The 25054-nt window shown below is 50.7% G+C and carries 22 protein-coding genes; 3 read left to right on the forward strand and 19 right to left on the reverse strand.

From position 1 onward, the window contains the following. Positions 1 to 678: 678 nt before the first annotated feature. The 11 genes from G535_RS0101925 to pilM all read right to left on the reverse strand — a co-directional run bounded on the left by G535_RS0101925 (position 679) and on the right by pilM (position 10468). Complete coding sequence (locus G535_RS0101925; protein WP_026860521.1) at positions 679 to 1869, reverse strand: BaiN/RdsA family NAD(P)/FAD-dependent oxidoreductase; 1191 nt, start codon at positions 1867 to 1869, stop codon at positions 679 to 681. Next, a complete protein-coding gene (locus G535_RS12655; RefSeq protein ID WP_034727340.1) occupies positions 1866 to 2519 on the reverse strand; it encodes a class I SAM-dependent methyltransferase in 654 nt (217 codons plus the stop codon). Before G535_RS12655 ends, G535_RS0101925 begins: the two co-directional genes overlap by 4 nt. After that, positions 2516 to 2974: a GNAT family N-acetyltransferase gene (locus G535_RS0101935; RefSeq protein ID WP_026860522.1), complete on the reverse strand. Its 459-nt coding sequence runs from the start codon at positions 2972 to 2974 to the stop codon at positions 2516 to 2518. The genes G535_RS12655 and G535_RS0101935 overlap by 4 nt, the downstream gene beginning before the upstream one ends. Further along, positions 2971 to 3849: a Dam family site-specific DNA-(adenine-N6)-methyltransferase gene (locus G535_RS0101940; RefSeq protein ID WP_026860523.1), complete on the reverse strand. Its 879-nt coding sequence runs from the start codon at positions 3847 to 3849 to the stop codon at positions 2971 to 2973. The genes G535_RS0101935 and G535_RS0101940 overlap by 4 nt, the downstream gene beginning before the upstream one ends. A 13-nt stretch (positions 3850 to 3862) precedes the next feature. Further along, complete coding sequence (gene aroB / locus G535_RS0101945; protein WP_026860524.1) at positions 3863 to 4969, reverse strand: 3-dehydroquinate synthase; 1107 nt, start codon at positions 4967 to 4969, stop codon at positions 3863 to 3865. A gap of 14 nt (positions 4970 to 4983) precedes the next feature. After that, the gene (gene aroK, locus G535_RS0101950) at positions 4984 to 5502 is read right to left on the reverse strand and encodes a shikimate kinase AroK (RefSeq protein WP_026860525.1); all 519 of its coding nucleotides are present in this window, start codon (positions 5500 to 5502) and stop codon (positions 4984 to 4986) included. A gap of 125 nt (positions 5503 to 5627) precedes the next feature. Continuing rightward, positions 5628 to 7697, reverse strand: coding sequence for a type IV pilus secretin PilQ (locus tag G535_RS0101955; RefSeq protein WP_026860526.1), 2070 nt, complete (start codon positions 7695 to 7697; stop codon positions 5628 to 5630). Continuing rightward, on the reverse strand, positions 7694 to 8236 hold the full coding sequence (locus G535_RS13770) for a pilus assembly protein PilP (protein ID WP_051206897.1): 543 nt from the start codon (positions 8234 to 8236) through the stop codon (positions 7694 to 7696). The genes G535_RS0101955 and G535_RS13770 overlap by 4 nt, the downstream gene beginning before the upstream one ends. After that, complete coding sequence (locus G535_RS0101965; RefSeq protein WP_026860527.1) at positions 8233 to 8826, reverse strand: type IV pilus inner membrane component PilO; 594 nt, start codon at positions 8824 to 8826, stop codon at positions 8233 to 8235. Before G535_RS0101965 ends, G535_RS13770 begins: the two co-directional genes overlap by 4 nt. Further along, positions 8823 to 9410 carry a PilN domain-containing protein gene (locus tag G535_RS12665; protein WP_051206898.1) on the reverse strand — a complete coding sequence of 196 codons (588 nt, stop codon included), beginning with the start codon at positions 9408 to 9410 and terminating at the stop codon, positions 8823 to 8825. Before G535_RS12665 ends, G535_RS0101965 begins: the two co-directional genes overlap by 4 nt. Beyond that, positions 9398 to 10468, reverse strand: a complete 1071-nt coding sequence (gene pilM, locus G535_RS0101975; RefSeq protein WP_026860528.1) for a type IV pilus biogenesis protein PilM — start codon at positions 10466 to 10468, stop codon at positions 9398 to 9400. The genes G535_RS12665 and pilM overlap by 13 nt, the downstream gene beginning before the upstream one ends. A 228-nt stretch (positions 10469 to 10696) precedes the next feature. On the opposite strand from pilM, the gene G535_RS0101980 reads away from it, so the two are divergent. Then, the gene (locus tag G535_RS0101980) at positions 10697 to 13156 is read left to right on the forward strand and encodes a penicillin-binding protein 1A (protein WP_026860529.1); all 2460 of its coding nucleotides are present in this window, start codon (positions 10697 to 10699) and stop codon (positions 13154 to 13156) included. 3 nt (positions 13157 to 13159) lie between these two features. On the opposite strand, the gene metL is transcribed toward G535_RS0101980, so the two are convergent. After that, entirely contained in the window at positions 13160 to 15613 is a 2454-nt protein-coding gene (metL, locus tag G535_RS0101985; RefSeq protein WP_051206899.1) for a bifunctional aspartate kinase/homoserine dehydrogenase II, read from the reverse strand. Positions 15614 to 15801: 188 nt separating this feature from the next. Between metL and metJ the strand changes: the two genes are divergently transcribed. Next, a complete protein-coding gene (gene metJ / locus G535_RS0101990) occupies positions 15802 to 16122 on the forward strand; it encodes a met regulon transcriptional regulator MetJ (protein WP_026860531.1) in 321 nt (106 codons plus the stop codon). On the opposite strand, the gene argH is transcribed toward metJ, so the two are convergent. From argH to argC, 5 genes are read right to left on the reverse strand one after another with little or no spacing between them, the layout of a single operon-like run. After that, a complete protein-coding gene (gene argH, locus G535_RS0101995) occupies positions 16114 to 17955 on the reverse strand; it encodes an argininosuccinate lyase (RefSeq protein ID WP_026860532.1) in 1842 nt (613 codons plus the stop codon). The two genes, metJ and argH, sit on opposite strands and share 9 nt — an antisense overlap. Further along, positions 17952 to 19175, reverse strand: a complete 1224-nt coding sequence (locus G535_RS0102000; protein WP_026860533.1) for an argininosuccinate synthase — start codon at positions 19173 to 19175, stop codon at positions 17952 to 17954. Before G535_RS0102000 ends, argH begins: the two co-directional genes overlap by 4 nt. A 2-nt stretch (positions 19176 to 19177) precedes the next feature. Further along, entirely contained in the window at positions 19178 to 20086 is a 909-nt protein-coding gene (argF, locus tag G535_RS0102005) for an ornithine carbamoyltransferase (protein ID WP_026860534.1), read from the reverse strand. Positions 20087 to 20131: 45 nt separating this feature from the next. Next, positions 20132 to 20899 carry an acetylglutamate kinase gene (gene argB, locus G535_RS0102010; RefSeq protein ID WP_026860535.1) on the reverse strand — a complete coding sequence of 256 codons (768 nt, stop codon included), beginning with the start codon at positions 20897 to 20899 and terminating at the stop codon, positions 20132 to 20134. Continuing rightward, positions 20896 to 21915, reverse strand: coding sequence for an N-acetyl-gamma-glutamyl-phosphate reductase (argC, locus tag G535_RS0102015; RefSeq protein ID WP_026860536.1), 1020 nt, complete (start codon positions 21913 to 21915; stop codon positions 20896 to 20898). Before argC ends, argB begins: the two co-directional genes overlap by 4 nt. 200 nt (positions 21916 to 22115) lie before the next feature. Here argC and G535_RS0102025 point away from each other — a divergent pair, with 200 nt between their 5' ends. Further along, the gene (locus G535_RS0102025; RefSeq protein WP_026860537.1) at positions 22116 to 22547 is read left to right on the forward strand and encodes a hypothetical protein; all 432 of its coding nucleotides are present in this window, start codon (positions 22116 to 22118) and stop codon (positions 22545 to 22547) included. Positions 22548 to 22616: 69 nt separating this feature from the next. Here the strand turns inward: G535_RS0102025 and G535_RS0102030 are convergent, their stop codons facing one another. Further along, entirely contained in the window at positions 22617 to 23528 is a 912-nt protein-coding gene (locus G535_RS0102030; protein ID WP_026860538.1) for a hypothetical protein, read from the reverse strand. Between the two features lie 175 nt (positions 23529 to 23703). Further along, positions 23704 to 24948, reverse strand: a complete 1245-nt coding sequence (locus tag G535_RS0102035) for a malic enzyme-like NAD(P)-binding protein (protein ID WP_026860539.1) — start codon at positions 24946 to 24948, stop codon at positions 23704 to 23706. Between the last annotated feature and the right edge of the window lie 106 nt (positions 24949 to 25054).

A 25054-nucleotide genomic window follows, 5' to 3' on the forward strand; every position in this document is an offset into this window, starting at 1 on the left:
TATCTAAAGGTGTTTTATATTTAATAAATTCAGCTATTAAATATAAAAATACTAATTAATCCCACTGTTATAAAAAATAAAATAAGAAGATATACTAATTAGTATAGCAAGGCCTAACCAAGCAATAACCCTTAACCCTTCCAGTTTAATAACTTCACTTACGTAGCCAAATGCAAATGGACTCAAAATAAACAATATAATGAAGTTTGTTGTGTTAAAAGCAGTCCCATCTCCATAAATTAGAGATATAAGAAATTGTATAAATAAGAATGAATAGCAAAACGAGAGAACTGAAGCTCCGAATACAGTTTTCATAAAAATATTCCGTTATAAAAATAAAGGATGTATACCTCCGAGTATACATCATAGTTATACAATACTAATTATTACCCTTGATTATCACGTTTATTATCATGTACGGCTCGATCTTTATCAACGGTATAGCCACCAGCGATTAAATTTGTAACGATTCTACTCATTGGGGAACTTATCTTGGAATGACTGATATTCTATGCGCCAATCACGTTGTGTTGACGGTCAGATCTTAGCTATTGAAACAAGACGAGAACGTTGCGCTTCCTCTTTTCTTGGCTAGCTGAGGAAGAGGGATATATAAATATCATTGGGTACACACTTTGTTGCTCTTGATGAAATTAGTGTACAAATTTTATCGTCAACTTATCTGAATAAAGAACTTGCGCAGGCGTGCGCGCTGGCCCATGCCCATTGGAAGTTGTAGCCGCCAAGCCAACCGGTGACATCAACGACTTCACCGATAAAGTAGAGGCCGGGCTGGTGTTTGCTGGCCATGGTTTTTGAGCTGAGTTGGTCGGTATCGACGCCACCCAAAGTGACCTCTGCGGTGCGATAACCTTCAGTGCCGTTGGGTTTTACCGGCCAAGCATGCAAGGTATCAGCAACTTGGGTGAGCAAAGCGTTGCTGCAGTCGGCGAGATTTTTGTCCGGCCATTGTTGTTGCTCGGCAAAGGTGAGCGCGAAGCGTTTCGGGAACCATTGCTGAAGAACACTGCGCAAGCCGAGTTTCGGCCGTGATTGTTTCAGTTGCTGCAGTTCGGTATGAGCGTCGTGGCCCGGCAAGAGATCAATCTGTACGGTTTCACCTGGCTGCCAATAAGAAGAGATCTGCAAGATTGCTGGACCACTTAAACCACGGTGGGTAAACAGCATGGCTTCTTTGAAGCTGGTTGCGTCAGTGCTGGCCGTGACATCAAGCGCGAGGCCGGAGAGCTCGCTGTAGGCTTGTTTTTCAGCGTCGTGAAGGGTGAAAGGCACAAGGCCTGCGCGCACCGGTAGAATACGGTGGCCAAACTGTTCCGCTAACTGATACCCAAATGGCGTGGCACCGAGTTTAGGCATCGATAGGCCACCACAGGCGACCACTAATTGCGGCGCCTGGAACACGCCCTGTGATGTTACGCACTGGTAGCGTTCGTCTTGCCAGCTGACTTGCTCGATGTCGGTACGTAGTTGTACTTTGGCGCCATGTTGATCACATTCATCCAGTAGCATGCGCACAATGGCTTTGGCAGAGTCATCACAGAATAGTTGGCCCAGCGTCTTTTCGTGATAGGCAATGCCGTGTTTCTCGACCAGTGCAATGAAGTCCCACTGGGTATAGCGGCTCAGTGCTGACTTACAAAAGTGTGGGTTTTGCGAGAGGTAATTTTCAGGGCTGGCGTACATATTGGTGAAGTTACAGCGTCCGCCGCCGGAGATCAGGATCTTCTTGCCCGCTTGTTTGGCATGGTCGAGCACCACGACCTTAAGGCCTCGTGCAGCCGCTTGCCATGCACAGTGCAAGCCAGCAGCGCCGGCACCAATAATGATTACGTCGAAGTGTTGTTTCATGAGACCACGGGCTTTAAGTAAATATCAAAGCGATGTTTTTTACTGATCACTTGGCTAGAGGGCTTTTGCTGCGCTAAAAAATCAGCATGCTGCGGGCGTTTTACCACCACGCGTTTGCGCGCAATCCGTAGCGCTGGTGCAAGCAAAGCATCAGCATCTTCATCGGCACCGACCAAGTGCTGGAACATTTGCATGTCTTTTTTAACCGCCGCCTTTTGCTTGCGGTCACCTTTGGGATACATAGGGTCGAGATACACGACGTCGAAGCTATCAGCGGCTACTTGAGCGAGCGCATCGCTGGCAAGTAGCTGTATACGATTTTGCCAGCTGGTGTCATCCCGATAGAGACGTTCGAGTGCATCGGCTAAGAGTGCGCGCACCATAGGTTGGCGTTCGTTTAAGGTAACCTGTGCACCCAGTTGGACTAAAACCCACGCATCACGAGCCAGTCCAGCGGTGCCGTCGAGCACGCTGGTCGCCTCGCCGAGCAAGCAGGCGCGTGCGATGGCTTCGTCTTTGCGGTTGGCTTGTTGGCCGCGATAGGCTTGTTTACCGCTGAGAAAATCGATCACGAGCGGCTTCATTTCAGGATGCTCATGCCAGCGTAAGCCTAAGCCTTGTGGCGTTTCGACCAGCTCAAACGCACTCATGCTGGGCGCTCCATATCGACATGCGGAATACCATCCTCGAGGTATTCTTCACTGATCTCGACAAAACCAAAGCTTTGGTAGAACGCCCGTAAATAGGTTTGTGCGCCGAGACGAATGGGCGCTGTAGGTGCCTGGCTTTGACACCAGTCAATGGCGCGACGCATCAGTTCACGCCCAAGCCCTTGACGGCGAACACTGCCGGCGCTGATCACACGGCCAATCCGGCTGTAAGGCGCTGCGCTAGCGGGGGCGAATAAGCGTGCATAGGCCACTAAACTGCCATCGTCGCTGCGTGCGAAGAGGTGCCACGCCCGCTCATCACTACCGTCGGCGTCTTGGTAGGGGCAGTTTTGCTCCACCACAAACACGGCTTGCCGTAACGCTAAGATGGCGTAGAGGTCGGTCGTAGTCAGGTCAGAAAAGCGTTGCACTTGCCAAGTGAACGAGGCACTCATAACGCCACCTTGCGTTTCATTTGTGCGAGCGAAATAACATTGGCACCGCTAACGTTTGGTGCATAAAGGGCTAGTAACTCTGCGACTTTGGTACGACCGTCGGCTTTGGGGCTAATAAAGCGTGCGACTTGCAAACTTTGTAAGTCGGCATCGGCATATAGCAGCCGAGTTAAGTCGGTGTCGTGATTGCTAATAAGCACGGGAATACCACGTTTATGTGCGGCATGGGCGGCTCGGCGCGCCAATTCATGTTGCTGATCAAGGCTGAAACCGGCGGTCGCATAACTGGTAAAGTTCGCGGTCGCTGTAAGCGGCGCGTAGGGTGGATCGCAATACACCACATCGCCCTTACGAGCACGACGAAAAACTTTTTCAAAACTCATGCAGGTAAAGGTCGCGCGTTGTGCTTTCTCAGCAAAGACTTCAATTTCAGCTTGTGGGAAGTAGGGTTTGCCATATTGTCCAAAAGGCACATTAAAACGGCCCGAACGATTGTAGCGGCAAAGGCCGTTGTAACCGTGGCGATTCAAATACAGAAACAGAAGCGCGCGCTGATAAGAGTCGTCGCTTTGGTTAAACACTTCGCGTAAGTGATAGTACGCATCGCTACTGTTGTTGCGCGGATGAAACAGCTTGCGCGCATCATTGATAAAGGTTTGCGGACGGCGCTTGATGATTTTGAACAGGGCGATCAAGTCTGGATTCACGTCGTTCAGTACATACTGATCGTAATCGGTATTCAAAAACACCGAACCAGCTCCAACGAAAGGCTCAATAAGCTTATTGCCCTCAGGCAGTAGGGCGGTAATTGGCTCGACCAGATTGTATTTGCCGCCTGCCCACTTAAGAAAGGCGCGATGTTTCTTATTCACCAGTGTCGGTCCAAACTTATTGAGAGGTTTCGCTTAAGGCTGCAATGGCTGCCCAAACGGCAGGCCAATCACTCACTTTGCGCAATTCGGCATGACCAATACGCGTGGGGAGTACCAAGCGTAGTTGGCCTGCTTGTACTTTTTTATCACGTTGCATGCGCTGTTGCCACCGGCTTTCGGCGAGTAAAGGTGCGCGCACTGGTAGCTCAAACGCTTGCAATAACTGCTCGATGCGCTGGTAATCTGCGCCGCTAAGTTCATTGGCTTGCTGCATAAAATGCGCTGCGATAACCGTTCCTGCTGCCACGGCTTCACCGTGGCGCCAGTCTTCATAGCATTCAGCTTCAATGGCATGCCCAAAGGTATGGCCAAGATTCAGCAAGGCGCGGACACCCTGTTCACGCTCGTCGGCTGCGACCATTTCGGCTTTGATTTCGCAGGCACGCGAGATGGCATGCACTAAGGCTGCAGGAGCACGGGCTGCGAGCGAGGCTTGGTTTTGCTCAAGCCACGCGAAGAAGGCCGCATCGTGAATAATGCCGTATTTGATCACCTCGGCTACCCCGCAAGCGAAGTCGCGCGGGGTTAGGGTATTCAAGCAATCAATGCTGATGACAACCGCTTTCGGTTGATAAAAGGCACCAATCAGGTTTTTACCGCCCGGGTGGTTGATGGCCGTTTTGCCGCCAACCGAAGAGTCCACTTGCGCCAGTAAGGTGGTGGGAATTTGATAAAAATCGACACCACGTTGGTAGGTTGCAGCGACAAAGCCAGCTAAATCGCCGACCACACCGCCACCGAGTGCAAGAATAGCGCAATCGCGGTTAAAGCTTGCATCGATCAGGGCGTCCATCACCGCCCCGTAACTGGTTAATGATTTGGCATGCTCACCGTCTTCAAGATAATGCACAATCACGGTGCACTCTGCTGGCAATGCAGCTTGCACTGTAGCGAGATAATGCTCGGCTACCGTGGCGTTGGTGATGATACAAATTTGCTGTGGCAAGCTCGGTAGCAACGCCGCCAGTTGCGGTAATAATTGCTGACCGATATAGATAGGATAGCTACGCTCTGCAAGCCCAACTTGAATGTGCTTTGTGCTGGCTTGGTTGTCGGCTTGCATAGCGTTCCTTGAAATTAAAGCCCCACTTTTTCGATGATTTGGTCAACCACGAACTTTGCACTTTGTTCGTCAGTACGGACCACGATATCAGCGATTTCTTCGTACAGTGGGTTACGTTGCTCAGCGAGGTCCTCAAGAACTTCGCGTGGGTTTTCTGCATCAGCAATTAATGGGCGACGCTTATCGCGCTGGGTGCGTGCCAATTGCTTTTCAATAGGTGTTTCGAGGTAAACCACGATACCACGGGCAGATAAGCGGTTGCGACTTTCTTTACTCAAGATCGAACCACCACCAGTGGCGAGCACAATGCCGGTGCTTTCGGTAAGTTCTTCAATAACTTTTTCTTCGCGCGCGCGGAAGCCGTCTTCACCTTCAAGCTCAAAGACCCAGGCAATATCTGCACCGGTGCGGCGCTCGATCTCTGAATCAGAGTCAAAGAATTCGAGATGAAGTTGCCGAGCGAGTTGTCGGCCTATTGTGCTTTTACCAGCCCCCATAGGGCCTACCAAGAAAATGTTACGTTTTTCAGCCATATCTTTGCTTTACATCACTCGTTAATAACAGCTGTGACTCACGGAATCCGGAGTGTCGTTTGACCTTCCTTTACCCAACCAAAAAGAGGCGGGATTATCGCAAGTCACAGCCATTTAGGCAAGGATTACGGCGTTGTCATTATAATTCGAGGTGTAACGAAAATGAGCAACTCTCGTTTTTCACTGATCTGACTATCGTTTCTGAACAGTACGCCGACGTAGGGAATATCGCCCAGTACAGGTACTTTGTTGATGTCATTTAAGATCTGTTGCTGATAGATACCACCAAGTACGATGGTTTCACCATTTTCGACTAACACTTGGGTGCCAATCTCTTGTGTATCAATGGATACCGCTGGACCGGTAGGGGTTGAAACGGTTTCACCTCGGGTGTTCTGAGTAATCACTAAGTCCATGATCACGCGGTTATCTGGGGTGATTTGTGGCGTTACTTCTAGCCCTAACACAGCTTTCTTAAATTGCACCGAAGTTGCGCCAGAGGCCGCACTTTCAACGTACGGAATTTCAGTACCCTGAGAGATATAGGCTTTTTTCTGGTTCGCCGTGGTAATGCGTGGACTGGCGATAATTTCACCTTTATTCTCACGCTCAATCGCCGAAAGCTCGAGATCGAGAATACGGCCGTCAGCAAGCTTAGCGATCTGCAAACCGATAGTGGCTGCTGGATTTGAAACCGGCAAGTTGATGTTGAAGTCACCTGAGGTTTCGGTACCTGAGCCCCAAATATCAGGGCCGCCAGCGGTATCGTTACTGATACCCCAGTCGATGCCGAGTTCGTCACTGATATTGTCACGTACGGTAACCATACGTGCTTCGATAACCACTTGTTTAACGGCTACATCAAGCGTACGCACCATATTCTCGACTTCTTCAATTTGGCGTGCAGTGTCACGTACCAATAAGGTGTTCGTCCGCTCATCTACAGTCACGGCCCCACGCTCAGAGAGCAAATCCGAACTTTCGGTACGCAAAATCGCGGCGATATCGATCGCTTTGGCGTAGTTAATTTGAATGTAGGTACTCTCTAGCGGTGCCAACTGTGACAAGCGTTGTTTGGCTTCCAGTTCCTGCGCTTCGTTTTCGGCCAATTCATCTGCTGGCGCTACAATCAGGATATTGCCATCCATGCGACTTGAAAGACCTTTCACACGCAAAATCGTGTTCAAGGCACGTTCCCAAGGCACATTTTGTAAGCGTAAGGTGATGTTCCCGGTCACAGATTCGCTGGCCACTAAGTTCAAGTTGTTTTCGTTGGCAAGAATTTGCAGCAACTGACGTACCGGAACGTTTTGGAAGTTCAACGACACCGGACGACGTGAACCGTCATTAGCGACCACTTGCACTGGCTCTTCAAATTTTAGGTTGAGCGACCCATCAATTTGTTCTAATTGATGGCGGAACGCCGTTTTACCTGTTACCACGATGACCGCGTCGTTCCCTTCACGGAAGGTTTCGACATGCGCGATAGGCGTCGCAAACTGACTGACATCCAACACGTAGAGAAGGTCATCGGCAATCTCCGTATCGTATAAGGTCACTTCCAAACGGTTGCCACGCATGCGTGCTTGGTGCTCGATGGTAGGATCGCTAAGTTGCACGCGCAGCAGGGCTTTATCGTTCGGTAAACGGGTGAAATCAATGTCCGTGAGGCTTGACTCATCAGAGCGCTGCGCTGTGGTTGTGGTCACTTGCGCAGGCGCAACAGCAGGGGCTTCATCAACCTGAGATGGTTGTGAGGTTGCTGGTGTTGGGCGTGGCTGTGGTTGAGCGGTGGCTGCGGTGGCGCGTTTAGGTGCATTATCATTAGCGACAAACACCAACACCATCACCCCTTCATAGCGACTCATCATGTGCTCAAGCGGCTGGGTCGTAGTGACACGCAGCAAGGTGTCTTCCCGTTGTTGTTCGACACTTACGTTCTGCAACAGAGGATGATCAGCAAGCTGCTGAATACCATCGTTGAGCTCATTGGCCGTACCTAACAGCAGGAACTCATGCACTAATGGATCGTCACTGCGGCGCACAACAGGCTCCTTCACCGCTTCAGTAAAGTGCACTTCAAGGTTAAAACGATCTTTAGCGAGCGGAATTTGCTCGACACGGAGTAGCTCATTGGCATTTACGGCCAAAGGCAACAGCAAGGTAAGCATTAGCAGGCGGATGACGGACTTCATTGACGGTTACTCCCTTGTGTTCCTGGTAGGCGCAAAGCGGTTTCACGTTGCTGCCAACAGCCGTCGCCGGCTGGAACCCATTCTTCGATCATTATAAATTCTTGGGTAATTTGGGTTACTTCACCTAAGTTTAGGCCAAGGTAATCACCCTCTGCAACGCGGTAGAGGCGCCCTTGGTTGGTGCTCACCAAGGCAACTTGGCCTTGGTGTTGGTTGGTTTGCATGGTGCCGACCAAGGTAAACTGATCCAGCCCAAGTGATTCCAACTCTTCACGTTTACGGTCTAAGTTCGGCTGCGGACAACCTGGCGCATTTGTTCCTGGCCCTGGCGCACTCAGAGGCGCAGGCTCATAAGGATTACGAAACGCACTGCCGGTGTAGCTCATTTGCGCCAATTCTGGCATCGCCGGTAACGGCGATACGCTTGGTATTGCGGCGGCTTTCACTTCCTCGGTGTAGGCAACCAGATCTTGTTGCGACCCCTGACTACAAGCGCCAAGGAGGGCCGCTGCGCTTAGCAAAGCAAGTTTCTTCATCATTGCTCAGCCCTCAAGGTTTGTTGACGATAGGTCTCTGCAGTAATATCGAGCGCCAATTCGTCATTCAAATCATTGCTACTTAACGAGAAGTCTTTCACGTTGATGATGCGGTGTAGACCTGCAATTTGACCAATGAATTCACCGAGTTGGTGATAACTACCGGTCAGCTCCACACGAATAGGGAGCGCCGTGTAAAACTCACGAGGTTGCGCTGGTAGCCATTCGATGCGATTAAACTCAAGGCCACTGCGGGTCCCTACAAGGGTAATGTCATCAAGTAAACGCGCGGTCTCGTCATCGGTGGGCAACATATCGAGCAAGGTTTCGAGATTGCGGTTGAGTTGCACCAATTGCTCGCGGTAAATCGGTAGATTCACCGCTGTTTGATACTTGAGTTTGTAGTCGATCTTCAGTTGTTGCTCTTTGGCCACATCGCGCTTGTAGGCTTTCCATTGATCGGCAAGCAAAAATTGATAGCCAAGCCCTAAACCCGCAATGATTAAAATGACCAAGGCAGCAAATCGAAAGGCAGGCGGCCACGACGGCAAGTTGTTTAAGGTAAGTTCACTGAGTTTCATTGACTTACTCATTGCGCGCCTCCTTCTGCTAAGAATTGAGGTGCCTCAGGCATTTTGATTGACACACTTAAGGTAAAGGCGTTGTAGCGTGTCGGTCCTTCGCTCGCGTCATAATCAGAGGCGATTTCCCGCAAAACGGGTTGGGTAAAGGTATCAGATTCACTCATCGCGCGGATGAACTCCGACACCCGATTGTTCGAGACGGCACGTCCTCGCATGTTGAGCTGATTGCCGCGTTTCTCAATTTGGAGAATGTGCACCCCATCAGGCACTTTGGCTGAGAGCTCGTTGACCACTCGAATCGCGGTATTACGATCTTGGTGCAACGACTGAATAAGCCTCATGCGCGTCACAATGCCTTCTTTTTTAGCATTGATTTCATCAATTTCTTTAATTTGTTCGTCGAGCACCTGAATTTGTGAACTCAGAAACTGATTCCGTGCTTTTTGCTGTTGTTGGTAGTCTTTAATGACGGTATAGCCCGCAAAAACGAGTCCAGCAGCTATCGCGATGGCAATAAAAACATGCACACCAAAGTTTTGTTTGGCACGTTGTCGCGCGAGTTCACGCCAAGGGAGTAGGTTTACGTGTGCCATGGCGTAAAGCTCCTTAATGCTAAGCCCAAGGCTTCAACAAAACGCGGGCCGTGAGCGTATAAATGCTCAAACTTATCAGGCAAGGTAAAGTGGTTGAATGGGTTAAGGCTGACCACGGAGTAATCGGCTTGCTCACTCACCATTTCCACAATCAGTGGCAACATTGCACCGCTATTGATCAGGACAATCCCTGAAAAATCTTTCTTGGTCGCATTACTGCGATAAATTTGAATCCCGCGACTGATTTGTGACCACAAGTTGCCAAGGAAGTCTTGAATGACCAGCGGCGAGAAGTCTTCGATTTCGTTGGCGCGCAGTTTGGCAAGGAGTTCGCCTTGATCGTGCTCGCTGTCAGGGTTCAACGCGTTGAGTAAATTGTTCAAGCCGCCGCTTTGGTAGCGGGTGAACATGACTTCACCGGCACTTAGCACAATGGTTTGCACTGCCGCGTGACTGATATCAAGCACCAACAATGGCAAGTGGTCGTCATAGAGTTCAGGATGAAGGTGCGGGATCACGTGATCACAGGCCCGCAAAATAGCTTGGTTATCAACGTCCATGATGCGCACTTTAAAACCGACCGCTTCGAGTGCCTGCACACGCGTATCGACACTCAAGGTACGGGTGGCGGTAACTAAGACGCGTTGTTGTCCTGGCATGGTTGGATGTTCGCCAAGACTTTCAAAATCGTAACGCACTTCAGCCAGAGGATACGGAATCAGCGCCTCTGCTTCGGTTTCAATTTTCTCAGCAATGGCATCATCATCAAGATCGATACTCATCGCCACCTGTTTAGAAATAGCTTGGCTGCCGGAAACGGAGCTCACCACATCTAAAGAGCGTTTGCCGAGTGATTTTCGCGTTTGTTTGAGTGCCCGTGACAGTTTTTCAATATCGGTAATCTCATCATCAGTGATGAGGTTACGAGGTAACTGCGTTTCTGCAATACCAATGATGTCGTAGGTGTCCCCTGCCGGGAGTAGCTCAATAGCTTTGACTGCATCCGTGCCGATATCGATGCCTAAACCTGGCTTTTTACCTAGACCAAACAGTCCCATAAATTTCTCCCGATGGGAATGACAAATGGTTTATAATTCGTTGTTGTTCTTGCCAGCTGTGACGTTGATGTACAGATTGGTAAGGTTAGTGTAAAGAAGCATAGCAGTTTTTGCGTAAACGTAGGAATCTTTACTGTAATTTCTATAATAGGCGACACTAATTCGCAATCAATGCAATCCTATTGTTTTGGTTAAAGATAGCACGACATCCGCAAAAGGATATACTCCGTGAAGCTTGTTAAGTGGTTATTTTATAGCTTAATTATTGCAATCGTACTAGGTTCAATCACCGTTGGTGGTATGTACCTGTACTACAAAGATGAGTTGCCGAGTGTCGCTGAATTACGCGACGTGAGTTGGCAAACACCGATGCAGGTGTATTCGGTTGATGGCGAGATGATCGCTCAATTCGGTGAAATCCGCCGTATTCCTGTGGCGCTAGAAGATGTCCCACAACCCCTTATCGATGCTTTTCTTGCAACCGAAGACCAACGTTTTTACCAGCATTTTGGGATTGACCCGATCGGGGTTTCGCGTGCGCTTTTTCAAATGGTGACGACCGGCGAAATCCAAGGTGGTGGTAGTACCATCACGCAACAGTTAGCCCGTAATTTCTACCTTACTTTTGAGCAAACGCTCACACGTAAAGCCAAAGAAGCCTTCATTGCCTTACGCCTTGAGCAACAACTCGAGAAAGACGAAATTCTTGAACTCTATTTGAACAAAATTGCCTTTGGCCATCGCGCTCATGGTATTGGTGCTGCAGCGCAGGTGTATTACGGCAAGTCGCTCGACGAATTAACGCTGGGGCAGATGGCGATGATCGCTGGTCTGCCGAAAGCTCCTTCGACCATGAACCCTATTTCGCGTCCTGAGCGCGCAAAAGCGCGACGCGCGGTTGTGCTCGGCCGTATGCTCGCAGAAGATAAAATTACTGAGGCACAATACCAAGCGGCGCTTGCTGAGCCGATTGAGACCAAGCTCCATGGCGCTGAAGTGACCATGGACGCGCCGTATCTTGCGGAAATGGTACGTGCTGAAATGGTTGCCCGTTATGGTGAAGATGTCGCCTACAACAGCGGCATGAAAGTTTATACCACCACGAGCGCCAAGCAGCAGCAAGCCGCTCAGCGCGCGGTACAGTTGAACCTGCATGGCTACGATGAGCGCCATGGCTATCGCGGTGTCGAAGCGCGCTTGTGGGAACGCGAAAGCGAGCGGCCGACCGATTTGGACTTGGTGGCTGAAGTTGCGCGCTTTGAAGCCATAGGCATGACGGTTCCGGCGCTGGTGACGGCGATTACCGAAACCGATGCGACGTTATTATTCGCTAATGGCACCCAAGAAGTCATGAATTGGCGTGGCATGGCGTGGGCACGTCCGTATATGCATGCTGAGCGACAAGGCGAGCCGCCGGAAAAAGTCAGTGATATTTTTTCTCCAGGTGCCATTATTCGAGTGCGTGCGACCGAGCAAGGTTGGCGTTTAGCGCAAGTGCCAGAGCCAAGTGCAGCACTGGTCGCATTACGACCGCAAGACGGTGCCGTTGCAGCGGCGGTGGGCGGCTATAGTTTCGCAGTCAGTCAGTTTAACCGAGCCATTCAAGCCAAACGTCAATCAGGCTCGAACATTAAACCCTTTGTGTATTCTGCGGCGCTCGATAACGGCTTTACCTTGGCGACCTTGGTCAATGATGCACCGATCAACCAATGGAACCCTGGTAGTGGGATTGCGTGGCGTCCACGTAACTCGCCAGATGTCTACGAGGGTCCGATTCGTGTGCGTGAAGCCTTAGCGAAATCGAAGAACGTTGTCTCAGTACGGTTGCTCCGGGCCATGGGGGTCGATACTGTGGTTGAGCACATGACCAAGTTTGGGTTCGACTACAACGAACTACCCCGCAATGAATCCCTGTCGTTAGGTTCAGCGTCGATGACACCGCTTGAGGTCGCGCGCGGTTACGCCGTATTTGCGAATGGCGGCTACTTGGTTGAGCCGTACTTTATTTCTCGTATCGTAGATAATGAAGGGAATGAGCTGTATCGCGCACGCCCGACCGTGGCTTGTGCTGAGTGTTATCCGGCTGACGCTGATGTTGTGCAAGCACCACAGGTGATCAGTGAGCAAAATGCGTTCTTGGTCACTCAGGCGATGAACTCTGCGGTATGGGGTGGTGGCAGCTGGGCCCATAAAACCGGTTGGAACGGCACCGCTTGGCGGGTACAGCGCTCAAAACCGATCACTCAAGCGGTGGGACGTAACATTGTTGGTAAAACCGGTACCACCAACGACAGTAAAGATACTTGGTTCTCAGGCTTTGTCAGCGGCTTAGTTGCGACGGGCTGGGTCGGTTTTGACAACCTTGAACGAGCACTAGGTCGCACCACGATGCACCCGAAGTTGAGTCGTGAAGAGCAGCCGATTTCAGGTGCTGAAGCGGGTGCTAAAACGGCATTACCGATGTGGATCGAGTTTATGGAAGTGGCAGTGCAAGAGGTGGAAGCGGCACCGTTTCAAGTACCTCCAGGCCTTGTCTCTGCCCGCATTGACTTGGAAACCGGTAAGCTCAGTCGCGCCAGTGATTACACCACGCGCTTTGAGTACTTTATCCCAGGTACTGCGCCGACCGAGTATGTGGATACCAAGTCGTCACCAACCATCTTTGGTGATGACGACTCGATCTTCTAGTGATTAACTACGCTTATTCAGGCGGCTCAGTAACTGATTCAGGTCAGACTGAACGCCGCCTGCAGTCACTTCTTTACCTGCCCCAGGGCCACTGATCACCAACGGCATTTCTTGATACCAGTCGGTATAGATCACAAAGATGTTTTCGCCTGGGATCAGGTTGGCTAGCATATCGCCTTCTGGAATGTACTCAATGCCGACGCGAGCACGAACCGTGTCATCGTCTTGCACTGCAAAACTAGCCAGCAAACGCGGTACATTGCCGTTTTTCTGGGCGTCTTGATACAGGTCTTGCATGCCATCATCGAGCTCTGGTAAACGCTGCATAAACTCATCCAGAGGAATGTCCGCAAGATGCTCAGGCAATAAGCTATCGACATCGATGTCTTTCCAGTCGAGACGTAAGCCAATTTCACGCGCCAAGATCAGCAGCTTGCGGATAATATCTTGGCAAGACAAGTCTTCACGTGGGTCCGGTTCACTCAAGCCACGCGCTTTCGCTTCGCGTACTAAATCGCTGAATTTCACTTGGCTATTAAAGTTCTCGAACAACCACGACATGGTGCCCGAAAAAATGCCTGAGATACTACGAATGGTATCGCCAGAGTTGCGTAAATCATTGAGCGCATAATTTAACGGCAAGCCAGCACCCACGGTGGTGTTGTAGTACCACTCACGTTGATACTCTTGCTGGATGGTGCGGATCTCGTTGTACTGGCTCTCGTTCGACGCACCCGCGCGCTTATTGGCACTGATAATGTGCAAGCCGTTGGCGAAGAAGCTTGGATACAACTGCGCTACTGGCATCGCATCGGTTAAGTCGAGCATGACTAACTCATCATAAGGCGCGTTGGGCAGTTCTGGAATCAGCTGACTCATCTCATATGGGCGCGCCAAGCGCTCAAACTGCTCTTGCCAATCGTTGAGTTCGAGGCCGTTGTAATCAAGCCACATATCAGTGGAGTTCAAGATGCCGATAATGCGCACGTCCATTTGTTCGTTGATGCGCTCACGCAAGCGGCGGTAGAGAGCAAGCCAAGCGCTACCAATGTTGCCACGACCGACCACCAAGACACCCAAACTGCGGCGATGGTTGAACAGCTGACTGTGAATACGGTTCAGCAGGCGGTTATCGAGTTTTTGTTCAAGAATTGCGACCACCGCACTGTTGTCAGGGACTAAGGCTAGGCGACGCAGGGCTTGCTCACCAACTTCTTGCTTGAACACGCTATACTGTTCGGATTCTTGAATACGATTGCCAACCAAGGCCAACATCGAATAGCCCGGCAGTTGCACGGCGCTGTGCTTGCTATCACGCTCACTCAGCCAACGGGTCATGAATTCCGCATGGTTTTGGTGATAGGCATAATAGGCATGGTGGTGTTCGACTTCGTTCCAGCTGATGAGTGGCGTTAGCTCAAGCTCTTCAAAGGCATCGATCAACTTGGCGTCACGCAAGTCCACGCGGAACAACACCACTTCGGTCAGCGCGGTAAGCACTTTGCCGCTTGGTTCAACGTCCTCGTATTGACCAATGCGGGTTTGCTGATTTTCGACTTTTAAGCTGGAACGCACGGCAATGACCATGCGTTCACGGTCCACCGGTTGGAAGGTGCGCGGGTGCAGCACAGGACTCCCAAGTCGCGCCAGTTCTTCAGCTTCATGCCAATCGAGAATAGGTAAGCTGACCACGCGCTCAACTTTGCGCGGGTCGGCAGAGTACACCCCTGCTACGTCTTTCCAGATGGTGACTTGCTTGGCGTCAATTAAACTACCGACTAGGGTGGCGGAGTAGTCACTACCGTTGCGGCCGAGAATCAATGAGCGGCCATCAGGGTCACTACAGATAAAGCCAGTGACGATAAAGCGGGTGCCAGCATGCGGCGCAATACGATTGAGCAGACCGATACGCGAAATGTCGGTGCGAATGAGCGGCTCTGGCGCATCGTCGGCGATTAAAAAGCTACGTGCGTCAATAAAGTCCGCTTGCATGCCTTGCTGCAGGAGCAAGGTTGCCAATAGGCGTGCTGACCAAAGCTCACCGTACGACAACAGTTCCGGTCGATTGTCGATCACTTCATTGCCGGCAAGCCAGTCCCACCAACGACAAAAATCAGCGTCGGAAAGTGCGAGCAGGCGTTGCTGATGGTCACCGCTTAACAGCTCAGTGATCAGGCCTTTTTGATACTTCTCAAGTTGCTTCAGCAGTACTTCGGCCATGCCAAAGTCGCCGGTCTGCTCACCTTCGTGTTTGGCATCAATAATGGCAAGAATACGGTTGGTGGTGTCGCCTGCAGCAGAGACCACGACCAGATCGCTGGCACCGGCATATTCAGTAACAATGCGGGCGACGCGGCGGTAACAATAGGCATCAGCAAGGCTGCTACCACCAAATTTGTGAACTTGGACTTGCTCGGCGACTGCCTCGATTTGTGCGTCCGAAACGGCTAATTTCATAAGGCGCTGGCACTCTTATTACGGGGTTAAAGGTTCGATTATACGGCTGCTTATCCGCGTGATAAAGCACACTTACAACAGGTTAGCGGAAAAGGCCGTATAGACAGCTAAGCGTATAAAGTTGACTGTAGCGTAGTCCGAGGTACAATTCATCACATTAGGCAGGGTTTTTACGAAAAAGGTGCACTATGGAGTGGGACGGTAAGTACATTTATCCTTATGTTGAACATGGACAGAAAAGCGAAAAAGTGAAAAAAATCACTGTTTCTATTCCGACCCGTGTGCTTAAAGTGCTCACCGACGAGCGTACCCGTCGGCAAGTGAAAAATTTACGTCATGCCACTAACAGTGAACTGTTATGTGAGGCGTTCTTGCACGCCTTCACCGGTCAACCGTTACCGACCGATGATGACCTGCGCAAAGACAACCCCAACAAAATCCCTGCAGATGTGCGCGCCGAACTGAAACGACGCGGCTTACCTATCCCGGCAGATGACGAGCTAGAGTAAATACTCTAGCGCCGTCTCGTCGCAATTGTCCTTACGCGGACAAATATCACAGTCTTTGATCACTTTCTCTGGCAGTTTTTCTTTCACTGTCAGACGGAAGTTGAGCTTGCCAAAAAACTCTGGCACCCGGGTCAACACAATGGTACGGCTGATGCCTAAATCACGTGCTTTGCCCAGCAAGAAAGCGACAAGTTCAGCGCCCATCCCCTTGCCTTGTGCGCTTGGGAATAGTCCTAGACTACGGATCTCCGCTAGCCCAGTGGTATAGACATAAAGCGCCGCACAGCCGACCACTTCATCGTCGATTTCAGCAACCGCAAAGCTCTGAATGCCTTGTAACACATCTTCTTTGCTACGCGGCAAGTTTTCGCCCTGTTCCGCCCAGTAGGCGATCAGATCACAGATCTTATCGACATCGCTTAAGCGTGCCTGACGGACATGCTTGCTCGCAGCCTGTGCTGCATGCCACCAATCACTGGCATGTTTAATGGCGGTACGGACGCTACTAGGAGCAGTGCCCCCAAGTGCTGAACGTTGTTGTACGCCATAATCCAGCTCAAGGACTGGGTAGACATCATCGCCGATTTTCGCTGAAAACTGAGTAAACTCCGGCAAAGTGAGCTCTTCCAGTGGTTTGCCTTGTTGCTGCGCATACACCACAGCTTCACCAGTAATATGGTGGGCGTCACGGAACGGAATGCCTTTACTGACCAAGTAATCCGCCAGCTCTGTCGCGTTACTGTAACCCATGGTGGCTTGTTGCCGCGCGTGGGCTTCATTTACGCTCAATTCAGGCACCGCGAACGCCAACATCTGTAAACACTGCAAGTAGGTTTGTAAGGCATCGAATAAGCCTTCTTTGTCTTCTTGCATGTCTTTGTTGTACGCCAACGGCAAACCTTTCAAGGTGGTTTGCAAAGCATGCTGATGACCAAACACGCGACCGGTTTTACCACGCAATAGCTCAAACAAGTCTGGGTTTTTCTTTTGCGGCATTAGCGATGAACCACTGCTGATCCGATCGCTCATGGCAAAACAACCTGACTCGCCTGAACAGTAGAAAATGACGTCTTCGGCGATGCGCGACAAGTGCATCATGCCGGTGCTGGCGCTGTGCAACAGATCCAAGGCAAAGTCACGGTCAGATACGCCATCAAGGCTGTTTTCACAGGCGTGACGGAAGCCTAAGGCTTCGGCTAAGGCTTGGCGATCCAGTGGTGCTGTGGTGCCAGCAAGTGCGCCACTACCGAGTGGACATACGTCCATCCGCTTCATCGCTTCTTTTAAACGACTGACGTCACGTTGCAGCATTTGCACATAGGCCAAGGCCCAGTGCCCCGCCATGATCGGTTGCGCCCGTTGCAAGTGGGTGTAGCCCGGCAACGCCGCGGCTTGATAGCGCTCGGCAAAGGCCAACAAGTTTTTGATCGCTGCCAAGTTGGCTGTGATCAGCTCGCCACAAACAGCTTTGCAGAACAACCGCAGGTCGGTGGCGACCAAGTCATTCCGACTCCGCCCCGTGTGCAGCTTCTTCGCCGTGGCACCGATTTTTTCAATCAGTTGTGACTCTACCCAGCTGTGAATATCTTCTTCGTTGGTTTGCAACGGCAGTTCCGGCTGTTCCAGCACTGCGGCACGCAACTCTTCCAAGGCTTGCTGCAATTGCTGGTGTTCGTCAGCCGTCAACAGGCCCGCCAGCATGAGCGCTTGCGCCCATGCCAACGAAGCTTGGAGATCGTAGGGTGCGAGTTTGTAGTCGAACCGTAACGAGTCATTAAATTGTTTGAATTCAGCGGCGCTAGGCTCGCTGAAGCGGCCCCCCCATAGACTCATGACGCAGCCTCATCGCTTTGTGCATGGAGCGCCCGGATCCGGCTCGCCAAGCTGTACAGACGGATAAAGCCTTCAGCATGCTTCTGGTTATACACTTCGTCTTCGTCAAAGGTTGCGAAGGCATTTGAGTACAAGCTGTTCGGTGAACGCTTCTGGGTCACGGTCACGTTGCCTTTATAGAGCTTCACTACGACGTCGCCAGTTAACGGCTCGGCGATTTTTTCCGCTGCCGCGAGCATGACGTCACGCAATGGCGTGAACCAACGTCCGTCGTACAACAGCTGGGCGAACTCGTTCCCTAAACGGATACGGTAGTCTTGGGTGGTGCGATCCAGCACCAAGCTTTCAAGACCTTGCAGTGCAGCATAAAGCACTTCGCCGGCTGGAGTTTCATAACAGCCGCGCGACTTCATGCCAACCAAACGGTTTTCGACCATGTCCAAGCGGCCGACAGCGTGCTCGCCAGCAAGCTTGTTCAAGGCATCGATAGCGCTTACCGGTTCAATGGCATCACCGTTTAAACCAACCCACTCACCTTTGTCGAATGACAAGGTCAAATACACTGGCGTGTCAGGCGCTTGTTCGGGTTCTTTGGTCCAGGTCCACACTTGTTCTGTCGGTGCATTCCACGGATCTTCCAGCTCGCCACCTTCGGTCGAGATGTGCCACAAGTTTGCGTCACGGCTGTAGATTTTCGTCACCGATGCGCTACATGGAATATTACGTTCTTCCAAGTAGTTCAACAGGTCTGGACGACTCCGCATGTCCCACTCACGCCATGGTGCGATCACTTCAAGATCAGGGGCGAGGGCAGCAAATGCTGATTCAAAACGGACTTGGTCGTTACCTTTACCGGTACAACCGTGGCACAGTGCGTCCGCGCCGACTTTACGAGCAACTTCGACTTGCGCTGCGGCAATGATCGGACGCGCGACGGCAGTACCGAGCAGGTATTGGCCTTCATAAATGGCGCCGGTTTTCAGGGTCGGGAAGATCACGTCTTTCACGAACTGTTCTTTCAAGTCGACCACGTAACAGCTGCTCGCACCCGATGCGATTGCTTTTTCTTCCACGCCTGCTAATTCTTCTTCACCTTGACCGACATCAGCGACAAAGGCGACCACTTCGCAGTTATAGTTTTCTTTCAACCACGGCACGATTGCTGAGGTATCGAGGCCACCAGAATAGGCTAAAACGACTTTATTGAATGACTTGCTCATGCTTAAACTCCTGCGAATAATTCTACTAAAACGGCATTTTGGGCGTGCAGCCGGTTCTCGGCTTGGTGCAGCACTAACGATTGCGGACCATCAATGACTTCCGCGGTGACTTCACGGCCACGGTAAGCAGGCAGGCAGTGCATGAAATACTGCGCTTTCAATTGCTTCATGAGGTCGCTGTTCACTTGAAACGGGGCAAAATCGTGCATCACTTGATTGCTATCACGATCGTCACCCATAGAGAACCAAGTGTCGGTATAGATAGCATCAGTTTGTTGCAGGTTATTGAAATCGTGATGCAAGGTGATGGTCGCGTTGTTTTCCGCGGCCACTTTCTGGGCATCCGCAAGTAGCGCAGCATCTGGGCCATAACCTTCTGGGGTGACGATTTGCATCGACATACCTGCCAGTGCAGCACCCGCCATTAAGGCATTGCTGACGTTATTGGCGTCGCCGACATAGGTGAGCGAGGCTTTGCTTAAATCGCCGAGGTGCTCAGTGAGGGTGAGCAAGTCAGCTAATCCTTGGCACGGATGGCAAATATCGCTCAGTGCGTTGATGACCGGCTTGTCAGACGCTTTGGCAAACTCATCGAGGGTGTTCTGCGAGAATACCCGCGCAACAATGGCATCGTGCCAGAGCGCAAGGTTTGCTCCGACGTCGCTCGCTGGCTCACGGCTACCGACTAAGTTGGCCGCATCAAGGTAGATGCTATGGCCACCCAAACGGTTAATACCGGCCGCAAAGCTGGCACGGGTACGCAGTGATGGCTTCTCAAACACCAAGGCAATGCTCTTGCCTTGCAAATGGCTTTGCCACGCACTTGGACGTTGCTTAATGGTTTGAGCCAAATCAATCAAGTGACTCAGTTGTGCGCTTGAGAGATCGCGCATTGCTAATAAATCTTGCATGATAATTTCCAATCTAAAATCGAGTAACGACAGAGTTGCGGCGCGTTAGAAGCGGATGCGGGTTCCGGCAGCTTCCCCTTTTGCCAATCGGGTCAGCGCGTTGGCGTCTTGCCAGCCAGCCACCGCGATACTTCGTCGCGATGTTTCTGCAGCTTGCAACGCAGCGTTGAGTTTCACCACCATGCCATCGCGGACCACGCCATCAGCAATCAGCTGCGGCGCTTGCTCAGCGGTGATGGTTTCAATGAGGGAACCGTCGTGATCCAGAATGCCTGGCACGTCGGTGAGCAAAATAAGATCAGCATGCAGCACTTGCGCGACCACTGCCGCAGCCAAGTCCGCATTCACATTCAACCGTTGGCCGTCCGCACTGACACCCAGTGAGCTCAAGACCGGCACATAGTCTTGCTCAAGCAAGAGTTGTAGCAATTGGCTCGAGCCAGGCTGGGGTAAACCTACCGCGCCCCGACTTGGGTCGATGTCACACTGTACGGTACCACCAGCTTGGAGTGTCATACCTACTGCGGCTAAACCGTGTTGTTGGGCAAGTGCACACAATTGGCTGTTAATGTCGCCAGCCAATACACCCGCAACAATCGGAATGTGATGGGCTGGGGTTACCCGTTGGCCGTCAACTTTATGGCTTTGCTCGCCGAGTTGTTGCAACAAGGCTTGCACCTGATCGCCACCACCGTGCACCAGGACGAGCGGGCGCAAGGCCGCAAGCCGCGCCATAATGGTCAGCAAATGGTTGAGCGCGTCAGTATCGGTGAGTACCCGTCCGCCTAATTTAATCACTAATGGTGTGGTCACAGTACCGCCCCCCGATTGAGTAAGCCGGTGGTGGTTGCCAAACCAAAGTATTGGTTCGCCAGTTGCACCGCCTGTGAGGCTGCACCTTTTAATAAGTTATCAATCGCGACCGAGAAAATGACGTGATTGCCATGCACTTTGGCGTAGATGTCGCAATACGGCGTACCGACCACTTGTTGTAGCTTCGGTGGCTGCGCGACGACCCGCACCAATGGTTGCTCAGCATAGGCAGCGTGCAGCGCTTGTTGCACTGCCGCAGCATCGACACCCGCTGCCAATTCAGCATAAATGGTGGCTAAAATGCCACGTTTGAAGTTGCCTAAGTGCGGTACAAAAATCACCTCACGCCCGACGCTTTGGGCAATTTCTGGCTGATGCCGGTGACTGGCAACGCCATAGGCCTGCAAACTCACTTCACAGACGCCGGTGTGTAATTGTGCTTTCCGTCCAGCACCAGAGACGCCACTCACCGCATTGATGATTGGCGTACTGCCATTCGCTAAGAAGTCGGCGATAGGGCGCAGTGCAAGACCTGCAGCCGTTGGATAACAGCCCGGCACAGCAATCAGCGGTTCATTGCCTTGGAGTTGGGTGTACTCGGCCAGTCCATAAGGAATGGCGTGGGCAAATTGCGGCTGCACAAAGCCGTAAGCCTGTTCGTGTTGTGCTGGATCACTTAAACGGAAGGCGCCCGACAGATCAAACACCACAATACCGGCGTCAATAAGCTTCGGGGCAAGTTCCGCACTGGCTTCATGTGGTAGCGCTAAAAATGCAACTTGAACCTGCTCCGCGAGTTGCGGCAGCAGGTCAAGCTGCCAAGGCTGAAGCATAAGATCGCAACGATCATTCAGCTGGGGATACAACGCTGCTACCGGCTCTGCCTCACGTGCGCCTGAAGTAAATCCATAGCTTAAGGTGAACTGCGGATGATGATGCAATAGCCACGACAATTCGACGCCGCTATAACCGCTGGCGCCAAATACGGCACATTGAATCGTCTTTTGAGAAGTCATTAGGTTCACCTTTGCACAAATCTTGATCGCATTTTAATGAATATAAATTCATAAAACAAGCATAAAAATGCAATTTGTCATCATTCCATCGCGCGAGGTTAATCGTTGGTTTTTTGTGTATGCGCTGTTTGATTTGTGGGTGGGGGATGTGTAGCTTGATTGAAGGAAAATGAATGGTGATGAATGGAAGGATGACGCGTATGCAAGTACTCTTTTTAGGAGGCGCTTTAGGGCTCTTGATGAGTATGACTGGCACAGTGACTGCCACCGACCGAAGTGACGAACCTGTAGATAAGGTTGTGCAGGTGCAGGTAGAGCGTTTAGACGAGGGCTATCATGCGGCATGCGCGTTGATTGAATTGGCGACGCCCATTTATGTTGAGAACGACACTCCTCTGAGCCATGTCATCAGCTCGGCAAGCGTGTATGAAACTGCGACTGGGCAAATCATTTCGATAACCAACCTGAGTGTTGAGCGTGAAGAACAGCGTTACCTTTCCTTTGGCTGTTTACCCCTCACCGCTGATTATCGTGTTGAAGTGACCATCGCCTATCACCCCGAAGGACAACTCTCCTTGTGCCCCAAACAACTCCATATCGACGACTTAAGAGAATTTGTTGCACGCAAATAAACAGAACTAAAGCTGAACAAAAGCAAGCATTTCCTAGCCAAGTAGCGCGGCTCATAATGAATCCTAGATTCAATCAATCACGTCTTTGGGGGCATCGGGCGCTAGGAGTTTATCTACTTTTTCTTCACCCTCGCCCTTGCGCCAACCATCGAGTGCGTTGAGAAGCATGCCATCTTTCCAGTAGTAGAAGGTTGGTGTTGCCCAGTAACGAATACCTTCCCACAGCTCGTCCTTGTATGAAAAACCATATTCTAGATTAGCGTACATAGACGTATCTGACGTTATCGGCACATCCTGGGGAATAAGAAAGAAAACTCGTTTCCCTTTTAATACGCCATCTCGCCCTTCTGATTTATACCAATCTATGAATCGTTTTGAAGGGTTACAATAGGGTGAGCTGACGACAATAATATCTTCTTCTGAAAAATCGTAAGATATGGGTTGGGCGACATTTTTATTGATTTGATAGTACGTATATTCGGTGGGCTCTTCAGCTGGCTCGAACTCGATGTTATACCTGTCTAAGTTAAATCGAGTTTCAATTTCATGAACTGCTTCTATATCTCTTGCTTGTACTGCTAGCTCGCGAGCGTTATCTGCTAGGTTTTTAATGCGTTCATTTCTACGTCGTTTTTCATCTAAAATAAAAACAATCGTTTTGATTAGCCCTTCATTCTTTGTTGTTGAGTATGCGCTTGATAGTAAAACATAATAATTGTGCAGAGCGTTGCTATCTATTGCTTTAAAGTCATCGCGGTCAGTATTTGCTAAGAAGCATGAATAGATGTCATTGATTAACCTTTTCCGTTCGTCAATCGGCAGGGAGCTTAGTGGGAGGTTGTCCAAATAGTCATTGTAGTTTTCATTGACGAGACGAGTTTCGGATACAGCGCTACGGTAAAACTGTTCTAGAGTGACGTTCTCACATTGTGGCTGGTTGCCAAGTGAAATAGCTATTGCGGCGAGATGAAGTGAAAACATATCAATTATAAAGCTGTACCGATGGTTGTTATTTTAATAGTAGGTTATTGAAAGTTAACTTTTCATATTATTTGTTATAAATCAAGCTGTCGTGACGGGGCCGCTTGAAGGAGAAATAAAAAAGCCCTTCTGCGAAGAAGGGCTTGAGAAAGGTTCGTCTGCGGGTAAGCCGTGCTTACTCTTGCATGTAGTTTTTCGGCAAATCGATGCGGGCGGCGCCAGAGGCGACGGCAGCTTCGGCGACGGCTTTGGCGACGCGGGTTTTTAAACGCGGATCGAGTGGTTTTGGAATGATGTAATCGGTACCGAACTCGAGCTTGTCCACACCTGCGGCTTTGAGTACGGCTTCAGGTACTGGCTCTTTCGCCAACTGGCGAATGGCTTCTACGGCCGCAATCTTCATTTCATCGTTGATGGCGCGGGCGCGTACGTCCAGGGCACCACGGAAAATGAACGGGAAGCACAATACGTTGTTCACCTGGTTTGGATAATCCGAGCGACCGGTTGCCATAATGATGTCGTCACGCACGGCATTGGCTAGCTCAGGTTTGATTTCAGGATCTGGGTTCGAGCAGGCAAAAATGACAGGTTTGTCAGCCATCAATTTCAATGCTTCAGGAGCGAGCAGGTTAGGACCTGACACCCCAACGAACACGTCAGCTTCAGTGATCACGTCTTCCAAGGTGCGCTTGTCGGTGTTGTTGGCAAACAAAGCTTTGTACGGGTTAAGGTCGTCACGACGGGTGTGAATGACACCTTTTGAATCAAGCATGTAGATGTGTTCGCGCTGCGCACCACATTTGATCAGTAGTTCCATACAAGCAATGGCAGCTGCACCTGCGCCCAAGCAGACGATTTGTGCTTTGCGTAGCGATTTACCTTGAATTTCCAGTGCATTCAACAAGCCTGCTGCGGTAACAATGGCAGTACCGTGTTGGTCGTCGTGAAAAATCGGTACGTCACAACGTTCAATCAAGGCTTCTTCAATTTCAAAACATTCAGGTGCCTTGATGTCTTCAAGGTTCACGCCGCCGAAGCTATCGGCAATGTTCGCAACGGTGTTGATAAAGTCTTGGGTGGTGCGATGGGTCACTTCGATATCAATGGCATCTAGGCCAGCAAAGCGTTTGAACAGGAGCGCTTTACCTTCCATCACCGGTTTTGACGCCATTGGCCCCAAATTACCTAAACCTAGAATGGCGGTACCGTTAGAAATGACCGCGACCATGTTGCCTTTGGCGGTGTAGCGATACACATCGTCAGGATTTTCCGCGATCGCACGTACCGGCTCTGCAACGCCTGGGCTATAAGCGAGGGCGAGGTCCTTGCTGGTTTCAGCTGGCTTTGAGAGTTCGATACTGATTTTACCAGGCGTAGGATAGGCATGATAATCAAGAGCTTGCTTGCGAAAATCTGACATGGAACGAGAACCTTTTTGGCTAGTGACAAACGATATATTCAGTATTCATTTAGTGAATAATAGCCATTGTAGGGGTTTCAGGATCAATAACAAATCTTACCTGATG

This window comes from Pseudidiomarina sediminum DSM 21906 (assembly GCF_000423165.1).
In the GTDB taxonomy this organism is placed as follows: Bacteria; Pseudomonadota; Gammaproteobacteria; order Enterobacterales; family Alteromonadaceae; genus Pseudidiomarina; species Pseudidiomarina sediminum.

Excerpts from the sequence above, each read along its gene's own strand:
- G535_RS0102035 (WP_026860539.1), bottom strand. The coding sequence starts at position 24,948 with ATGTCAGATTTTCGCAAGCAAGCTCTTGATTATCATGCCTATCCTACG.
- G535_RS12655 (WP_034727340.1), bottom strand. The coding sequence starts at position 2,519 with ATGAGTGCGTTTGAGCTGGTCGAAACGCCACAAGGCTTAGGCTTACGC.
- metL (WP_051206899.1), bottom strand. The coding sequence starts at position 15,613 with ATGAAATTAGCCGTTTCGGACGCACAAATCGAGGCAGTCGCCGAGCAA.
- aroB (WP_026860524.1), bottom strand. The coding sequence starts at position 4,969 with ATGCAAGCCGACAACCAAGCCAGCACAAAGCACATTCAAGTTGGGCTT.
- pilM (WP_026860528.1), bottom strand. The coding sequence starts at position 10,468 with ATGGGACTGTTTGGTCTAGGTAAAAAGCCAGGTTTAGGCATCGATATC.
- argC (WP_026860536.1), bottom strand. The coding sequence starts at position 21,915 with ATGACTTCTCAAAAGACGATTCAATGTGCCGTATTTGGCGCCAGCGGT.
- argF (WP_026860534.1), bottom strand. The coding sequence starts at position 20,086 with ATGCAAGATTTATTAGCAATGCGCGATCTCTCAAGCGCACAACTGAGT.
- aroK (WP_026860525.1), bottom strand. The coding sequence starts at position 5,502 with ATGGCTGAAAAACGTAACATTTTCTTGGTAGGCCCTATGGGGGCTGGT.
- G535_RS0102025 (WP_026860537.1), top strand. The coding sequence starts at position 22,116 with ATGCAAGTACTCTTTTTAGGAGGCGCTTTAGGGCTCTTGATGAGTATG.
- G535_RS0101925 (WP_026860521.1), bottom strand. The coding sequence starts at position 1,869 with ATGAAACAACACTTCGACGTAATCATTATTGGTGCCGGCGCTGCTGGC.
- G535_RS13770 (WP_051206897.1), bottom strand. The coding sequence starts at position 8,236 with ATGATGAAGAAACTTGCTTTGCTAAGCGCAGCGGCCCTCCTTGGCGCT.
- G535_RS0101965 (WP_026860527.1), bottom strand. The coding sequence starts at position 8,826 with ATGAGTAAGTCAATGAAACTCAGTGAACTTACCTTAAACAACTTGCCG.
- metJ (WP_026860531.1), top strand. The coding sequence starts at position 15,802 with ATGGAGTGGGACGGTAAGTACATTTATCCTTATGTTGAACATGGACAG.
- G535_RS0102000 (WP_026860533.1), bottom strand. The coding sequence starts at position 19,175 with ATGAGCAAGTCATTCAATAAAGTCGTTTTAGCCTATTCTGGTGGCCTC.
- G535_RS0101955 (WP_026860526.1), bottom strand. The coding sequence starts at position 7,697 with ATGAAGTCCGTCATCCGCCTGCTAATGCTTACCTTGCTGTTGCCTTTG.
- G535_RS0102030 (WP_026860538.1), bottom strand. The coding sequence starts at position 23,528 with ATGTTTTCACTTCATCTCGCCGCAATAGCTATTTCACTTGGCAACCAG.
- argH (WP_026860532.1), bottom strand. The coding sequence starts at position 17,955 with ATGAGTCTATGGGGGGGCCGCTTCAGCGAGCCTAGCGCCGCTGAATTC.
- G535_RS0101935 (WP_026860522.1), bottom strand. The coding sequence starts at position 2,974 with ATGAGTGCCTCGTTCACTTGGCAAGTGCAACGCTTTTCTGACCTGACT.
- G535_RS12665 (WP_051206898.1), bottom strand. The coding sequence starts at position 9,410 with ATGGCACACGTAAACCTACTCCCTTGGCGTGAACTCGCGCGACAACGT.